At 41.7% G+C, this 16,412-nt stretch carries 13 protein-coding genes; 7 read left to right on the forward strand and 6 right to left on the reverse strand.

Annotated elements, in window-relative coordinates; all coding sequences use genetic code 11:
• Position 1 precedes the first annotated feature (1 nt).
• From glgB to Q0993_RS00585, 4 genes are all read left to right on the forward strand, one after another.
• Complete coding sequence (gene glgB, locus Q0993_RS00570; protein WP_299528741.1) at positions 2-1,897, forward strand: 1,4-alpha-glucan branching protein GlgB; 1,896 nt, start codon at positions 2-4, stop codon at positions 1,895-1,897.
• 100 nt (positions 1,898-1,997) lie between these two features.
• Positions 1,998-4,397, forward strand: coding sequence for a glycoside hydrolase family 31 protein (locus Q0993_RS00575; protein WP_299528743.1), 2,400 nt, complete (start codon positions 1,998-2,000; stop codon positions 4,395-4,397).
• 35 nt (positions 4,398-4,432) lie between these two features.
• On the forward strand, positions 4,433-5,242 hold the full coding sequence (locus Q0993_RS00580; RefSeq protein WP_299528744.1) for a M48 family metallopeptidase: 810 nt from the start codon (positions 4,433-4,435) through the stop codon (positions 5,240-5,242).
• Positions 5,243-5,320: 78 nt separating this feature from the next.
• Positions 5,321-6,658, forward strand: coding sequence for an MFS transporter (locus tag Q0993_RS00585; protein ID WP_299528746.1), 1,338 nt, complete (start codon positions 5,321-5,323; stop codon positions 6,656-6,658).
• A gap of 54 nt (positions 6,659-6,712) precedes the next feature.
• Here Q0993_RS00585 and Q0993_RS00590 read toward each other — a convergent pair whose 3' ends face one another.
• Genes Q0993_RS00590 through Q0993_RS00610 form a run of 5 tightly spaced genes read right to left on the reverse strand, consistent with a single transcriptional unit; the run spans position 6,713 to position 10,383 of the window.
• On the reverse strand, positions 6,713-7,438 hold the full coding sequence (locus Q0993_RS00590) for a head GIN domain-containing protein (RefSeq protein WP_299528748.1): 726 nt from the start codon (positions 7,436-7,438) through the stop codon (positions 6,713-6,715).
• A 33-nt stretch (positions 7,439-7,471) separates the two neighbouring features.
• The gene (locus tag Q0993_RS00595; RefSeq protein ID WP_299528750.1) at positions 7,472-8,176 is read right to left on the reverse strand and encodes a head GIN domain-containing protein; all 705 of its coding nucleotides are present in this window, start codon (positions 8,174-8,176) and stop codon (positions 7,472-7,474) included.
• A 17-nt stretch (positions 8,177-8,193) separates the two neighbouring features.
• A complete protein-coding gene (locus Q0993_RS00600) occupies positions 8,194-9,288 on the reverse strand; it encodes a hypothetical protein (RefSeq protein WP_299528886.1) in 1,095 nt (364 codons plus the stop codon).
• Positions 9,269-9,829 (reverse strand): hypothetical protein, encoded by a 561-nt coding sequence (locus Q0993_RS00605; protein ID WP_299528751.1) that lies wholly within the window; start codon positions 9,827-9,829, stop codon positions 9,269-9,271. Before Q0993_RS00605 ends, Q0993_RS00600 begins: the two co-directional genes overlap by 20 nt.
• Positions 9,829-10,383 carry an RNA polymerase sigma factor gene (locus Q0993_RS00610; protein WP_299528753.1) on the reverse strand — a complete coding sequence of 185 codons (555 nt, stop codon included), beginning with the start codon at positions 10,381-10,383 and terminating at the stop codon, positions 9,829-9,831. The genes Q0993_RS00605 and Q0993_RS00610 overlap by 1 nt, the downstream gene beginning before the upstream one ends.
• Positions 10,384-10,611: 228 nt before the next feature.
• Between Q0993_RS00610 and lon the strand changes: the two genes are divergently transcribed.
• Positions 10,612-13,062, forward strand: a complete 2,451-nt coding sequence (gene lon, locus Q0993_RS00615) for an endopeptidase La (RefSeq protein WP_299528755.1) — start codon at positions 10,612-10,614, stop codon at positions 13,060-13,062.
• Between the two features lie 67 nt (positions 13,063-13,129).
• The gene (gene cmk / locus Q0993_RS00620; RefSeq protein WP_299528757.1) at positions 13,130-13,834 is read left to right on the forward strand and encodes a (d)CMP kinase; all 705 of its coding nucleotides are present in this window, start codon (positions 13,130-13,132) and stop codon (positions 13,832-13,834) included.
• 26 nt (positions 13,835-13,860) lie between these two features.
• Here cmk and Q0993_RS00625 read toward each other — a convergent pair whose 3' ends face one another.
• The gene (locus Q0993_RS00625; protein WP_299528759.1) at positions 13,861-14,241 is read right to left on the reverse strand and encodes a LysM peptidoglycan-binding domain-containing protein; all 381 of its coding nucleotides are present in this window, start codon (positions 14,239-14,241) and stop codon (positions 13,861-13,863) included.
• A gap of 261 nt (positions 14,242-14,502) precedes the next feature.
• Here Q0993_RS00625 and rpsA point away from each other — a divergent pair, with 261 nt between their 5' ends.
• On the forward strand, positions 14,503-16,338 hold the full coding sequence (gene rpsA, locus Q0993_RS00630; RefSeq protein ID WP_299528761.1) for a 30S ribosomal protein S1: 1,836 nt from the start codon (positions 14,503-14,505) through the stop codon (positions 16,336-16,338).
• Positions 16,339-16,412 lie beyond the last annotated feature (74 nt).

The following is a 16,412-nucleotide window of genomic DNA, read 5'->3' on the forward strand; positions in this document are numbered from 1 at the left end:
TATGGCAAATGTAATACCGCACAGTCTGTTTACTGATTTTGATATCAATCTTTTTAAAGCCGGAAAACACTATCGGCTATATGAGAAGTTGGGGTCACATCCTATGGAATTGGACGGTCAAAAGGGTACCTATTTTGCAGTATGGGCCCCAACGGCCAAATCCTTATCCGTTGTGGGCGATTTCAATTATTGGATCGAGGGCGATCATAAACTCTTTGTGCGATGGGACGAAAGTGGTATTTGGGAAGGATTTATCCCCGGTGTAGATCAGGGTTCCCTGTATAAATACAAGATACATTCCCATAATAACGATATAAAGACCGAAAAAGCGGACCCTTTTGCACGTTACTGCCAACATCCTCCCAATACTGCATCGGTGGTTTGGGAAGATGATTACAAATGGAAAGACAAAAAATGGATGGGCTATCGTGCGGATAAAAATGGTCTAGACAGACCTTATTCCGTTTACGAGGTACACTTGGGCTCTTGGCGGCGTAAAAATGGAAATGAATACCTTTCCTATGTTGATTTATCGGATGAACTGGTACAATATGTAAAGGATATGGGCTTTACCCATGTGGAATTTATGCCGATTATGGAGTATCCTTATGACCCATCCTGGGGCTATCAGTTAACAGGATATTTTGCCCCCACTTCAAGATTTGGGAAACCTGAGGACTTCAAATTACTGGTGGACAAGCTTCACCAAAACGATATTGGGGTTATCTTGGATTGGGTTCCCTCGCACTTTCCGGAAGATGCCCATGGACTTGGCTTTTTTGATGGATCGCACCTTTATGAAAACCCGGATCGCCGTAAGGGGTACCATCCGGATTGGAAAAGTTTGATTTTTAACTATGGTAGGAACGAAGTTAGGGCCTTTCTTATTAGCAATGCCCTTTTCTGGTTGGAACAATTTCATGTGGACGGTCTACGGGTAGATGCGGTAGCCTCGATGCTCTATCTGGACTATTCCCGGGAAGAGGGAGAGTGGGAGCCCAATATATATGGAAACAACGAAAATCTGGAAGCGATATCCTTCATTCGCGAACTCAATGAAACGGTATATGGAAACTATCCGGATGTGCAAACCATAGCTGAAGAGTCCACAGCATTCTCAGGAGTTTCCAGGCCGGTTAATCTAGGTGGACTTGGTTTCGGGATGAAATGGATGATGGGATGGATGCATGATACTTTGGAGTATTTCAAAAAGGAGCCGATTTACCGCAAACATCACCAAAATGACATCACTTTTAGCATGACCTATGCCTTTACCGAAAACTTCATGTTGCCTTTTTCACATGATGAGGTGGTCTATGGAAAACAGTCCCTTATCTATCGTATGCCGGGAGACGAGTGGCAACGTTTTGCCAATCTCCGACTGCTTTTCGGGTATATGTTTACCCATCCAGGGGGCAATTTAATTTTTATGGGCGGTGAATTCGGCCAAACTTCCGAATGGAATTTTCAACAAAGTTTGGATTGGCATCTGACGCAGTACGATCTACATTCGGGAATACAGGAATTGATCAAGGATTTGAATACATTGTACAAATCGGAACCTGCCTTGTACGAGAAACAATTTAGCCATGAAGGCTTTCAATGGATAGACTACGGGGATTCTGAAAATTCGGTACTTACCTATGTCCGCAAAGGCCATGATGAGCAGAATACAATTGTTGTAGCCTGTAACTTTACACCTGTCCTTAGGGAAAACTATAGGATTGGTGTCCCAAAATCCAAGGCCTTAAAAGAAATCTTCAACAGTGATGCCAACAAGTATGGTGGTAGTGGTGTGCAAAATACTTCAGCGAAAATCAAAAATACGGAATGGCATGGGTATAAAAAATCCATAGAAATTACCGTTCCTCCTTTGGGTATTGTCATTTTAAAGTAAGGAAAAGTAGCTATATCGTTATAGTTAACAATTGGTCGTAATATGTTTTCGTTATTATGGGTTAAGTCCTTAATTTGTGGCGTTTTAAATTTAACTAGCGATGATAACGAATACCGAACTTGAATACAAGGGTAATTTATACCCCAACCAGATAGTAGATTATAAAAGGGATTCGGATAAACTTTACTTTACCACAGAAAATGGCGTTATACTGGAGATTACCGTTCTTCAAGACACTGTTTTAAGATTTAGATATGCGACGGAATATGTATTTGAGCCGGATTTTTCATATGCCATAAGTGAAACGGCCAGCAAGGGATACAATCACTTGGAGACCACGGAAACTAAAACGGAATACCTCCTAGAGACCGCTGTATTGCAGATACTGATTGATAAAAAAACCTTACGTATACAGATATCGGATTTGGAAGGAAATATTATCAATGAGGATGAACTAGGTTTTCATTGGGAAGAGAACTACGAATATGGGGGTAATACCGTAAAGATGAGTAAAATAACCCAGACCGCTGAAAGCTTTTACGGTATGGGCGATAAGGCTACACACTCCAACCTTAAGGGCAAACGCGTAAATAACTGGTGTACGGACCAATATGCCTTTGGAAAAGACCAAGAGCCCCTTTATAAGGCAATCCCATTTTACACAGGTCTGCACAATGGTAAATGTTATGGTATTTTCTTCGACAATACCTTTAGGACCTATTTTGATTTTGCCCATGAACGCCGAAATATTACCAGTTTTTGGGCAGATGGGGGAGAGATGAACTATTACTTCTTTTATGGACCACAAATGTCAGAGGTTGTCCGTTCCTATACCAATTTGACCGGGACTCCGGAAATGCCACCACAATGGGCGTTGGGGTATCATCAATCCAAATGGAGTTATTTTCCTGAAAGTAGGGTAAAGGAAATCGCCGACAACTTTAGAAAGCTGAAGATTCCTTGTGATGCCATCTATCTGGATATTGATTATATGGACGGTTTCCGCTGTTTTACATGGGATAAAACTCGATTTCCCGACCCAAAACGGATGATAGGTGAATTAAACGAGGACGGTTTTAAGACCGTAGTGATGATAGACCCGGGCATTAAGGTAGATAGGGATTATTGGGTATACCAGGAAGCCATGGATAAGGACTATTTCTGTAAACGTGGAGATGGACCCTATATGCAGGGAAAAGTGTGGCCGGGTGCCTGTAAGTTCCCCGATTTTACCAACCCCGAGGTACGCACTTGGTGGGCCGAGCTATACAAGGAATTCATGGCAGAGATTGGGGTACATGCCGTTTGGAACGATATGAACGAACCTGCGGTAATGGAAGTACCCACCAAGACGGCCCCTTTGGATACCAGGCATAATTACGATGGTCATCCCTGTACCCATAGAAAGGCGCATAATATTTACGGCATGCAAATGGTAAGGGCCACCTATGAGGGTGTAAAGAAGTACGTATTCCCTAAAAGACCTTTTGTTATAACTAGGGCCGCATTTGCCGGAACCCAAAGATATTCCTCTACTTGGACCGGAGATAATGTGGCCACCTGGGAACATTTATGGATAGCCAACGTACAGGCCCAACGGATGTGCCTTAGCGGCTATTCCTTTGTGGGATCGGATATTGGGGGCTTTGCGGAACAACCTAATGGTGAACTGTTTGCCAGATGGATCCAATTGGGGGTTTTCCATCCTTTCTGTAGGGTGCATTCCAGTGGTGATCACGGCGATCAGGAACCCTGGTCATTTGATACTGAAGTGACGGATATCGTCCGAAAATTTATAGAGCTGAGATATCAATTATTACCTTATTTATATACCATGTTCTACAGGTACACGGAATATGGCACACCGATGTTACAGTCTTTGTTCTACTACGATCAGGAGGATACTCAGACCCATTTCCGAACGGATGAGTTTATTTTCGGGAAACAAATCTTGGTCTGTCCTGTTCAGGAACCCAACGCAAAGGGTAGGCGAATGTATTTGCCCAGAGGGAAATGGTATAACTATTGGACTGAAGAAACTATGGAAGGCGGCCGGGAGACATGGGTGACCGCAGATATCGACAAGATCCCGCTTTTCATCAAGGAAGGAGCCATAATTCCTAAATATCCTGTACAACAGTATGTGGGAGAGCTTGAAATAAAGGAATTGATTCTTGATGTTTATTTTAAAATTGGCGCCGAGAATTCAATGGTCTACGAGGATGCCCAGGATGGATATGATTATAAGAAAGGACAGTTTAGTTTGCGTAAGTTCAAATTGTTGGGCAAGGAAAATGAACTTATAATCCAGCAATTCAAGGATGGATCGTATACTACTTCTTATGAGAGTTTCAAATTTAAATTACATGGCTTGCCTTTTACTATAGACACCATAGAAGTGGATAATGAGGTGGTCCCCTTGAAGGAGATAAAATTGAATGGAAACAACAGTATAGAAATCGACAAGAATTTTACCGAATTGCACATAACAGGAAAATAATTTTCGTATTTTTCTTATGCTAAACACTGGTTAAAATGAGAAGATTAATATTGACAATAGTGATTTTTATGGGCATGGCCGCCTGTAAAACCAATCCATTCACTGGAAAAAGCACACTGAATTTTTATCCCAATAGCCAAATATTTCCGATGGCATTCGCCCAGTACGACCAATTTTTAAATGAAAACAAGGTGGTGGAGGGAACGGCCGAAGCCAAAATGATAAATAGGGTTGGTCAAAGAATAGCTTCTGCCGCTGAGAGGTGGTTAGCGGCAAATGGTGAACCAGGATATCTTAAAGACTACAAGTGGGAGTACAATCTTGTTCAGGACGAAACGGTAAACGCATGGTGTATGCCTGGTGGAAAAATTGTTTTTTATACAGGTATCATGCCCATATGCCAAGGAGAGACCGGTGTTGCGGTCGTCATGGGACATGAAGTGGCCCATGCCCTAGCAGACCACGGCGCGCAACGGATGAGTGCCGGCACATTGCAACAGTTAGGGGCTGTGGCAGGCAATGTAGCTATTAAGGATCCCCAGAAGCGCAATATGTTCAATCAAGCATATGGTATAGGATCTTCCGTAGGTTTAATGTTGCCCTTTAGCAGGAGCCACGAAACCGAAGCAGATTTGATCGGGCTCCAAATGATGGCTATTGCAGGATATAACCCAGATGAGGCCGCCAATCTTTGGCGAAGAATGAAGGCTAAAAGTGGGGGACAGGCCCCTCCCGAGTTCTTGAGCACGCACCCTTCCAATGATACCCGTATAGCCAATCTTGAAAAATGGGCTTCAATGGCAAAACAGGAAGCAAGTAAATTTGGCGTAACATCATTCCAATAAATCTCTTAAAAACAGATGTATAAAATCGTATATTGAAACCCGTCCGCCAATTCGCGGACGGGTTTTACTCTTTATCAGATGAACAGAACAATAACCATAAAAGGAGATCGGAAGTTACTAAATGCCTGGGCATTTTATGATTGGGCGAATTCAGTCTATAGTCTGGTCATTGCGTCTGCCATTTTTCCAATATTTTACGGTGCTTTGTTTCGAGTGGCGGAAGTTGAAAGGGTTTCCGTTTTTGGTGGCGAAATTGCACGTGCACCATTGATCAGTTATGTTACTTCGACCGCCTTTCTCTTTATAGCTTTGATTACCCCTTTATTATCGGGGATGGCCGATTACCTTGGGAACAAAAAGGTATTCATGAAGTTTTTCTGTTACTTGGGAGGGCTATCCTGTATAGGTCTCTACTGGTTTTCCTTGGACAATATCTATTTGGGTTTAACCTGCTATTTTTTTGGTCTTGTCGGTTTTTGGGTAAGCTTTGCCATTAACAACTCCTATTTGCCGGATATTGCCTTTCCGGAGCAACAGGACAGGGTTAGTGCAAAGGGCTTTTCCATGGGCTATATAGGAAGTGTCATTCTATTACTCTTCAATCTGGCTATGGTTATGAAACCCGGTCTATTCGGTATTGAGGATAGTGTGGGGGAGGCGGCCGAATTGAAGGCTATGAAGTACGCTTTTGTATCCGTTGGTATCTGGTGGATTGGCTTTGCACAATACACCTTTTTTCACTTGCCAAAGGGAACTAAAAAGGAAGGTGAAAAAACAAATATTGTACTCAATGGTTTTAGGGAATTAAAAGGTGTTTGGCATCAATTGGGTAATGAGACCAGACTAAAACGCTATTTAGGGGCATTTTTCGTCTACAGTATGGCGGTCCAGACCGTAATGCTTATAGCCACCTATTTTGGCGAAGAGGAAATTAGTTGGGGTTCCGATAGTGAGCGTACCACGGGTTTGATTGTTAGTATTTTGGTCATACAAATAGTCGCTATCCTCGGAGCCACCCTTACCGCTAGGGCCTCTAAAGCTTTTGGTAACATTCCTACCCTTATCGTAATCAACCTTTTATGGGTTTCTATTTGCATCTATGCTTACTTTTTGATTACTCCGATGGATTTTTACATTGCAGCGGGGTGTGTTGGAATGGTTATGGGAGGTATACAAGCCTTGTCCCGTTCCACTTATTCCAAGTTTATTCCTGAAACAACGGATACCACTTCGTTCTTCAGCTTTTATGACGTAGCCGAAAAAATAGGTATTGTAATAGGTACTTTTTTATATGGATTTGTCGCACAGTTTACAGGGAGTATGCGAAATTCCACAATATTTCTGGGGTTGTTTTTTCTTATAGGCATGTTTTTACTGACTCGGGTCAATAAAACTAAAAAAGCTCCCATTGGATAATGGAAGCTTAAATTAGGATGTTGTTCGTTTTTTGATTTATGTTTTTACGCCGGATTATCCCCTGGAAATATCCCCCGACCCGGATGTCTTGGTATCTATTTTTTCTGGATTGCCTCGGTATTCTATATCCCCAGATCCGGAAACCCGTGCTCTTAGCCTCTGATTGGCGGTGACCTGTATGTTCGCCGATCCCGAAACAGTGGCCTCAACATTCTCCGCTTCTAGCGAATAGGCCTCAACATCTCCTGATCCTGAAACACTTACGTCAAACTCATCAGCCTTTCCTTTAAGCCGTATATCCCCCGATCCAGACATGGAAGCATTTATCGAGTTTGCTTCTACGGATAAGGTGATATCACCCGATCCGGACATGGCCGTTTCAAAGGAACTCGCCTTAATGGTTGTTTTTCCAACGATGTCCCCTGATCCGGATAGTGATATGGAACTTACACTTTCCACTGGAACGGTTATGACAATACCTTCGTTCCACTTGGAAGGTTTCAGATTCACTCCTTTTTCGGTCTTAATGACCAGCTTTCCATTTTTAACTTCCGTCTTAATGTATTCCAGAAGGTTATCCTCACCCTTTAAAGTAAGTTCCCCCTCGTTGCCATCAACCAAATTTACATCAAACCATCCGGAAACTGCAATTGCGTCATAGTCCCCTGTGGACCTTTCTATTGTTACGGTATTGCCATTTCCTTTTATTCTACGGCCCCATTGTGCGGTACAGGAGACCGTAAAAGCAAGTAAAAGACCTAATGTGATTAATTTTTTCATTTTGTGTCGTTTTTTTGGGTTATTATCGCTATTCTAAATGTTTCTTTTTCTTTTCGTGACAGACCCTGACCCTGAAACCTTACTGTCGATTTTATCGGGGGAACCTATATAATTGACATCTCCAGAACCGGAGATTCTTGCCCGGATTTCTTCATTCGCCTTTACATTGACGTTGGCGGAGCCGCTAATGGTAGCCACAACAATATCCGTCTCCAGGTCATAAGCTTTTATTTTACCGGAGCCGGAAATCTCCGCATCATGGTTTTCGGCCTGTCCGTGAAATATAATATTCCCGGAACCTGATATTCTGGAATTTAGGGAGTTGGTGTTTACGTTCAAATCGATTTCCCCAGAACCGGAAAGATTGGCAGCAAAGCGTTCTGCGGTCAAGGTGGTAGTTCCTGAAATTGAACCTGATCCGGAGAGCGATACACCATGGATACTTTCAACAGGAATGGTTATCGTTATCTTGGAGAAAGAATAGAAGGGGTTTAGATTAGATCTTTTTGCCCACTCTATTTTTAGGTCACCGTTCACTACTTCGCTGTCAATGTGTTTTAATAGGCTCGCTTTACCTGTAATGGTAATTTGGCCCTCTTTTCCCTCCACTAGTTCTACATCGAACCAACCGGATATGGATATTTCATCATATTCTCCTACGTTTCGTTTTTCAAGATTTTGCGCCTGTACGGAAAAAGAAAGGATTGAGACTAAAAAGGGTATTAGAACATTTTTCATAACGGTCGGATTTTTATTTAATTTCTTGAAAAGGACACACCACCATAGTCACTGGAAATAGTGACTGTGTTTCCACTATTTTGTTGTCCATGGAAACCCTTATAATACTTGGAATGGGATTTCTCCTTGCTGATATTGACTTCAAAATCGCCCATACCATTTACGCCGGCATATTCCGTATCGATTTCAAAATCAAAATGGTATTGGGGGGAATATCCGATTTTGATTCCGGTATAATCCGTTTTAATTTGAAGGTCTCCGGCATCATCGGCCATATTTTCTATTTTTATGGAGCCATAATCTGCTGTAATACCCACCGCACCATGTATTGTACCTAATTTCACATTGATATAGTCACCACTTCCCTGAACATCGTTTGCCTTACCGATATCTATTTTTCCATAATCGCAGGTGTACTGTAAATTTTCCATTTCTTCCACTGTTGAATCCGTATAATCTGCATTGATCATAAGATCCCCGGCCTTTTCGATGGTAAAACCGGAATAATCTGCCCGTATGTCACCACTGTTGATGTAACCAATGCTTGATCTGGAAGTGTAATCAAAATTAAGCTGGTTGTTCCTCCCTCGCAACTCCCCGATTTCCAATCTGCCATAGTCGCAATTTATTTTGGCATGGCCATCCACACGGTCCAAAATGATATTTCCATAATCATTATCCAAATGTACACTGTTCTTAACAGGTAGCTTTATGGTGTAATCAATTTGCATATTTACGTTATTATTCCTGCCCCAATTCCAACCCCAACTACCTTTGTTGTCGTTAAAAATAGTTTTGGCAGAGACCATGCTACTGCTCGCATCAAAATCCACGTTAATATTGTCCAGTTTACGCTGCACCTTATCTTCGTTATTACCACTGGTTTTTATATGGACCTCAATAAGCACACGATTCTCGTTCCAAGAAGTGATATTTAGGTTCCCATAGCTATTGTTTACTTTTAAAAGAGCATCAGAATTTACATTAAATTCCTTTTTGATGGTCTTTTCCTTGGTATATCTGCCCTTTAACTTTCCATCATGGGCCCATAAGGTCAATGGAAGTACACCAAAAAGTAATAGCGCTGCGTACTTATATAGTAATGTTTTCATCATTGTAGTCTTTTAATGTTTGTATAGTTTCAATTTGGTCCAGCACATCTTGTAAAAGATCTATTCTTGTCTGGAAATTGGTAATCATGGCACTGAGAATAAACTTGCTGTTACCACCATTTAAAAGATCTTCTTCCAATTGCCCATAATTGGTCTCCAATTTTTTCAACTGGGTCATGGTATCGGCAATAATCTTTTCGGTTTCCGGAGAACTCTTGCTTTCCAGTTCCCTTACCTGCTGCTCAATAAGATTGGCAAAGTAAAACTCTGTCTTGGATACCTCTGGGGAAATCTCAGCCACTTTTTCCTCGGTCGTAGCCTCGCCTGTGTAAATGCCAAGGCCTATAGTGCAAAGCACAAGGACGGAGGCCGCTATGGAGAGGGGTTTCCACCAGTTTATTTTTTTTGGGTACATCTGTACCACTCCTTGCGCTGCGTTCATCTTTTCCAAAAAACGCGCTTCATGACCTGGAGCTGGTTCTTCAATATCAAAAGAACCTCCTAGTCTTTTGAACATTTTTTCCAAATTGTCGTTTTCCATTATCCTGCGATTAATAGTTTTTGTCGTAGGCTTTCCTTGGCTCTTGAAATTGTTGTCCTACAATTAGCGTAACTTATATTCATAATACCACTTATTTCCTCATAGTCGTAACCTTCGATTAAATGTAGGGTCAAAGAAATTCTGTAATTGTCTTTCAACCGTTTCATGGCTTCCATCACCTTTTGAGCCTTCAGTTCGGTAAACGCATGATCCGAAGCAACTCCATCATTATCCTCGACCCTGTACATTATATCATCCAAAGCAACCTCATTTTTTTTCTGCTGCTTTTTATAGTGATAGATACTGTTGTTTATTACAATTCGTTTTAGCCAGGCTCCAAATGTGACCTCTCCCTTGAACGTATGCAGTTTTGTAAACGCGTTTAAAAAAGATTCCTGCATAACGTCCTCCGCTTCGGCACTATCCTTTACAATTCTAAGGGAGGTATTGTACATCGCCTTGTAATACCGATTGTAAATCTCTAGTTGTGCACTTTGGTTTCCCTTAAGGCATAGTTGCAATAAAGCATCAGTATGTTCACTCTTGTGGCTCAAAAGATGGACGGTTTATACAAAAGAGGACTTCATTTTTGGATTGTTACAGTAAAATATAAAAAAGTGTGTTTGCGTAATATGGATATGGCATAACAATTGTTTATTAAGGTTTGGCTAGAGTTTCTTATTATAAGGAACGACAATAATAATAGGCTCTGAAGACATTTATAATTTTTTACTTGAATATAATGTTCTGTCCAATTGTGACAGAATGACCGAAATAAATATATGGGAGATTCCAAATTTTCAAATTTTGACAATATGTCCTTTCATGGAATTGATGAGGACTCTGAGTTGATTCCCTTGTTGACCCCTGAGGACGAGGAAAAAATGAGTAACGAAGGGTTACCGGAAACCTTACCTATTTTACCTTTACGAAATACCGTACTGTTTCCTGGCGTAGTTATCCCTATTACCGCTGGCAGGGACAAGTCCATTAGTTTAATTAAGGATGCCAATAATGGGTCTAAAGTTATTGGGGTGGTTTCACAGAAGGATGAGGAAACAGAAAATCCTGACATAGACGATATCAATACCTTGGGTACCGTTGCGAGAATACTCAGGGTCCTTCAAATGCCGGATGGAAATACTACGGTCATTATACAGGGTAAAAAACGTTTTGAGATAGCTGAGATTCTTACTAAAAAACCTTATTTGATGGCTACGGTAAGGGAAACAAAGGAAGAACGGCCCGATGAGGACGGACAGGAGTTCCTTGCCATCATAGAATCTATTAAGGATTTGGCCTTGAGAATAATCAAGGACAATCCCAATATTCCTAGTGAGGCATCTTTTGCAATAAAGAATATTCAGAGTAATTCGTTCCTTATCAATTTTGTATCCTCCAACCTGAATTTGGATGTAAAGGAAAAGCAAGAGCTTTTGGAAATCGGTAGTTTGCAGGAAAGGGCCTTGGCCACTTTAAAATATATGAACCTGGAACTACAACGGCTGGAGCTGAAAAATGATATTCAATCCAAGGTCAGGAACGATATGGACCAGCAACAACGTGAATATTTTCTTCATCAGCAAATGAAGACCATCCAGGAAGAATTGGGTGGGGTTTCCTATGATGAAGAGGTGCAGGAGATGCGTACCAAGGCCAAGACCAAAAAATGGGGAAAAAAAGTAAAGGAGCATTTTGAGAAGGAATTGGGCAAGATGCAACGAATGAACCCCCAAGTTGCGGAATATTCCATCCAAAGAAATTACCTAGATCTTTTCTTGGACCTTCCCTGGAATGAATATTCCCAGGATAAATTCGATTTAAAGAGGGCACAGCGGATTTTGGACAGGGACCATTACGGGCTGGAAGATGTGAAGCGAAGAATAATGGAGTATTTGGCTGTATTGAAGCTTCGTAATGATATGAAATCGCCTATCCTTTGTCTTTATGGACCTCCTGGAGTCGGTAAGACCTCCTTGGGAAAATCGGTTGCCGAGGCGTTGGGACGGGAGTACGTAAGAATGTCCTTGGGTGGATTGCGGGACGAAGCAGAAATCCGCGGGCATCGCAAGACCTATATTGGTGCTATGCCGGGTCGCATTGTACAGAGTATTAAGAAAGCAGGAACTTCCAACCCCGTATTTATATTGGATGAGATAGATAAACTCTCCAGCAGTCATCAAGGGGACCCCTCCTCAGCTATGCTTGAAGTATTAGATCCGGAACAAAACAACGAGTTTCATGATAATTTCCTGGAATTGGGGTATGACCTTTCCAAAGTGATGTTCATTGCCACGGCCAATAACTTATCCACTATTCAACCAGCGCTACGGGATAGAATGGAAATTATTAACGTAACGGGGTATACTATAGAGGAAAAGGTAGAAATAGCCAAAAGACACTTACTTCCCAAACAATTAGAGGAACATGGACTTTCCTCAAAAGATTTAAAAATAGGGAAACGGCAATTGGAAAAGATAGTTGAGGGGTATACCCGGGAATCCGGGGTTCGTTCCCTGGAAAAACAAATTGCCAAAATGGTCCGCTATGCGGCCAAATCCATTGCTATTGAGGAAGACTACGACGTAAAGGTCAGTAATGCCGACGTTGAAAAGGTTCTGGGGCCGGCGCGTTTGGAAAGGGACAAATATGAGAACAATGAAGTTGCTGGAGTGGTTACCGGACTTGCCTGGACCAGTGTTGGAGGAGATATCCTTTTTATAGAATCCATATTGTCCAAAGGAAAAGGCACATTAAATATAACGGGCAATTTGGGGAAGGTAATGAAAGAATCCGCCACAATTGCCATGGAATATATAAAGTCCAATGCAGAACGGTTTGGGATAGATGCCCAGGTTTTTGATAAATATAATGTACACATCCATGTACCGGAAGGTGCTACACCAAAGGACGGGCCCAGTGCCGGTATTACTATGCTTACCTCCCTGGTATCCTTGTTTACTCAGAGAAAGGTAAAAAAGAGCTTGGCCATGACCGGTGAAATTACACTTCGTGGAAAAGTATTGCCAGTGGGTGGCATAAAGGAAAAAATACTGGCCGCCAAGCGCGCAAAAATCAAGGAAATCATTCTTTGCGAAGACAACAGAAAGGACATTCTGGAAATAAAGCAAGCGTATTTAAAAGGACTTGTGTTCCATTATGTAACCGATATGCATGAAGTTATCGATATTGCCCTAACGGACAGAAAAGTAAAGAACGCCAAAAAGTTATAGTACATTCCAAGAAACATTCCCCTTGGAAATCATCTTAGAACTCTGTAATTCTCCCTATTTTTAACCTATGGGAAAAATCACGATCGCCATAGATGGTTACTCGTCCACAGGCAAAAGTACTATCGCAAAACAGTTGGCAAAGTCCCTGGGTTATATATATATAGATTCAGGAGCCATGTATAGGGCCGTTACGCTGTATGCCCTTACAAATGGGCTTATTGAAGGGCAAATCCATAATAAACAGGCTATCGCGAAATCACTTTCCAAAATCAGCTTGAAATTTACTTATAACGATACGTTGGGATATTCCGAGATGTATCTTAACGGAACCAATGTAGAGCAGGAAATACGAAGCTTGGAGGTCTCTAAATATGTGAGCAGGATAGCCGAGATTAAAGAGGTCCGTGAAATGCTGGTCGGCATGCAGCGGGAAATGGGACAAGGAGGCGGGGTCGTCATGGATGGCAGGGATATTGGGACCGTGGTTTTTCCCAATGCCGAGCTAAAGGTTTTTATGACCGCATCACCGGAAAAAAGAGCTTACAGAAGATATAAGGAACTTTTAAATAGGGGAGAACAGGTTACCTATGAACAGGTGCTGAAAAATGTGCAGTCTAGAGATCGCATAGATTCCAGCAGGGAATTTTCACCATTGCGAAAAGCCGAGGGTGCCATAACCTTTGACAATAGTGATATGGGGTTGCAAGAGCAATTTGAGCGCTTGCACAATTATGTAATGCGCGTATTGGAAAGCAAAAAGGGCGCTCAATGAGGGCCCTTTTTCTATTATAAAAATATCTAGGCATTGGGAATAACCAAAACCTGATCCGGATGTATCACATCTGGATTGCTCAAGATGTTGGTATTGGCCTCGAAAATTTGCTTATATTTCATGGCATCACCATAATAATGTTTTGCAATCTTGCTTAGCGATTCCCCGCTTTTGACCACATGTCTATGGTAAACGGAGTCATCGGCAACGGTAATATTGGCCTTTATGTCGGAAGGATTTTCACCTCCAATTTCCTTTATTTTATCCCACAACAAATCCTTTTCATAAGGTGTGTTGGCCTCTCCTTTTATCTTGATGACACCTCCTTCCTCGGTGACATTTCCGTCCTTGACACCTAATTGCTCGCCCAAACTTAAAACGGGTTGATACTTGGCTTTAACGCTCATAGTTATTCTCTTTTAATGGTTAATATTAATGGTTGAAAGATAACGATTCTTCATCTATTATGATGAAAAAATGCGTAAATACTATTTTTACCCAAGGCTCCGCTTCTTGCGATTTGTAAAACCATTTTTAAATTGTACTTTTGCAGTCCTTTTTTACAAAGAGTCAAGAGGAAAGGGATACGATAAAACATACTTATAACTACTTTCGGAGGTATTGTTTAGCTCTTGTAACACTTCGGAATACAAAATTTAAATCAGCATATGGCTGAAAAAAAAGAAACGGCCCAAGTAGAGGAGACTACGGAAGCGGTACAGGAAACACAGACTGAAACACAGGTTCAAGATCCCAAGGAATTTCTGGAGAACTTTGATTGGGATAAATACGAACAGGGAATAGAACGGGTGGAGGATTCCAAACTTCAGGAATTTGAGGATTTAGTTGCCGAGAATTTCGTGGATACTGCCGATGAGGAAGTAGTTGAAGGGAAAGTCGTCCATTTAACGGAGCGTGAAGCCATCATTGATATTAACGCAAAATCGGAAGGCGTCATCTCACTCAATGAGTTTCGTTATAATCCACACTTGAAAATTGGGGATAAAGTTGAAGTACTTATCGATATCCGTGAGGACAAAAGTGGTCAATTGGTCCTTTCCCATAGAAAGGCCAGGACCATTAAGGCCTGGGAGCGGGTAAATAATGCCCATGACAAGGAAGAAATTGTAAGTGGATTTGTGAAGTGCAGGACCAAAGGCGGTATGATCGTTGATGTCTTCGGAATAGAAGCTTTCTTGCCTGGGTCGCAAATAGACGTAAAACCAATTCGCGATTATGACCAATATGTGGGAAAAACGATGGAATTCAAAGTGGTTAAGATAAACCATGAGTTCAAGAACGTAGTAGTTTCCCACAAGGCGTTGATAGAGGCGGATATCGAAGAACAAAAGAAAGAGATCATCAGCCAGTTGGAAAAAGGACAGGTTTTGGAAGGTGTGGTCAAGAACATTACTTCCTATGGTGTCTTTATAGACCTTGGCGGTGTAGATGGATTGATCCATATCACGGATTTGTCCTGGAGCAGGATTAACCACCCCAACGAAGTGGTGGAATTAGATCAAAAGCTAAACGTGGTTATATTGGATTTTGATGAAAATAAATCAAGGATTCAGTTGGGGCTAAAACAATTGGAGAAGCATCCATGGGATGCCTTGAGTGATGAGATCAAAATCGGCGATAAGGTTAAAGGAAAAGTTGTTGTAATTGCGGATTACGGTGCCTTTATTGAAGTTGTTGAAGGTGTTGAGGGACTTATTCACGTTTCTGAAATGTCCTGGTCCACGCATTTGCGTTCCGCACAGGATTTTGTAAATGTCGGCGATGAGGTAGAGGCAGTAGTATTGACCTTGGACAGGGAAGATCGTAAAATGTCCTTGGGCATAAAACAGCTAACTCCAGATCCATGGACCGATATTACTTCCAAGTATCCGGTCGGTTCCAGGCACAAGGGAATTATTAGGAACTTTACCAATTTTGGAGTGTTTGTAGAATTGGAAGAGGGTATAGATGGATTGATATATATATCCGATCTTTCCTGGACCAAGAAAATTAAGCACCCATCGGAATTTGTGACTGTTGGAGATACTATAGAGGTGGAAGTGCTGGAATTGGATGTGGAAGGCCGTAAACTTAGTTTGGGCCATAAGCAGACTACTGAAAACCCTTGGGATAAATATGAAAAGGAATTTGCCGAGGGAACAGTTCATAAAGCGACCCTTACAGAAATAGTGGACAAGGGAGGTACCATTGACTTCAATGAAGATATCACTGCCTTTATTCCACAACGACATATGGAGAAGGAAGATGGGAAGAAATTGAGCAAAGGTGAAGAGGCCGAATTCAAGATTATTGAGTTCAATAAGGACTTCAAGCGTGTTGTGGCAAGCCATACGGCCATCTTTAAAGAAGAGGAGCGACGAAACGTAAAAGCTGCTGCCAAAAGGGCTGCTGCCAGTGCTGAGGAATCCAAACCTACCCTTGGTGATGCCAATGAGCAATTGCAGGCTCTAAAGGACAAGATGGAAGCCAATAAGAAGAAATAGGTTTTCATTATAATGTAATGTTCCGTTAAGGTGGAAATAGGGAGCCCCGACATTTTAGGTCGGGGCTTTTTTGT

The sequence above is a fragment of the Ulvibacterium sp. genome, assembly GCF_028285715.1.
GTDB lineage: Bacteria > Bacteroidota > Bacteroidia > Flavobacteriales > Flavobacteriaceae > Ulvibacterium.

Bases quoted from the DNA above. Each gene is read 5' to 3' on its own strand.
- Q0993_RS00585 (WP_299528746.1), top strand. From the start codon at position 5,321: ATGAACAGAACAATAACCATAAAAGGAGATCGGAAGTTACTAAATGCC.
- Q0993_RS00590 (WP_299528748.1), bottom strand. From the start codon at position 7,438: ATGAAAAAATTAATCACATTAGGTCTTTTACTTGCTTTTACGGTCTCC.
- Q0993_RS00625 (WP_299528759.1), bottom strand. From the start codon at position 14,241: ATGAGCGTTAAAGCCAAGTATCAACCCGTTTTAAGTTTGGGCGAGCAA.
- Q0993_RS00600 (WP_299528886.1), bottom strand. From the start codon at position 9,288: ATGAAAACATTACTATATAAGTACGCAGCGCTATTACTTTTTGGTGTA.
- Q0993_RS00595 (WP_299528750.1), bottom strand. From the start codon at position 8,176: ATGAAAAATGTTCTAATACCCTTTTTAGTCTCAATCCTTTCTTTTTCC.
- rpsA (WP_299528761.1), top strand. From the start codon at position 14,503: ATGGCTGAAAAAAAAGAAACGGCCCAAGTAGAGGAGACTACGGAAGCG.
- Q0993_RS00580 (WP_299528744.1), top strand. From the start codon at position 4,433: ATGAGAAGATTAATATTGACAATAGTGATTTTTATGGGCATGGCCGCC.
- glgB (WP_299528741.1), top strand. From the start codon at position 2: ATGGCAAATGTAATACCGCACAGTCTGTTTACTGATTTTGATATCAAT.
- Q0993_RS00575 (WP_299528743.1), top strand. From the start codon at position 1,998: ATGATAACGAATACCGAACTTGAATACAAGGGTAATTTATACCCCAAC.
- Q0993_RS00605 (WP_299528751.1), bottom strand. From the start codon at position 9,829: ATGGAAAACGACAATTTGGAAAAAATGTTCAAAAGACTAGGAGGTTCT.
- cmk (WP_299528757.1), top strand. From the start codon at position 13,130: ATGGGAAAAATCACGATCGCCATAGATGGTTACTCGTCCACAGGCAAA.
- lon (WP_299528755.1), top strand. From the start codon at position 10,612: ATGGGAGATTCCAAATTTTCAAATTTTGACAATATGTCCTTTCATGGA.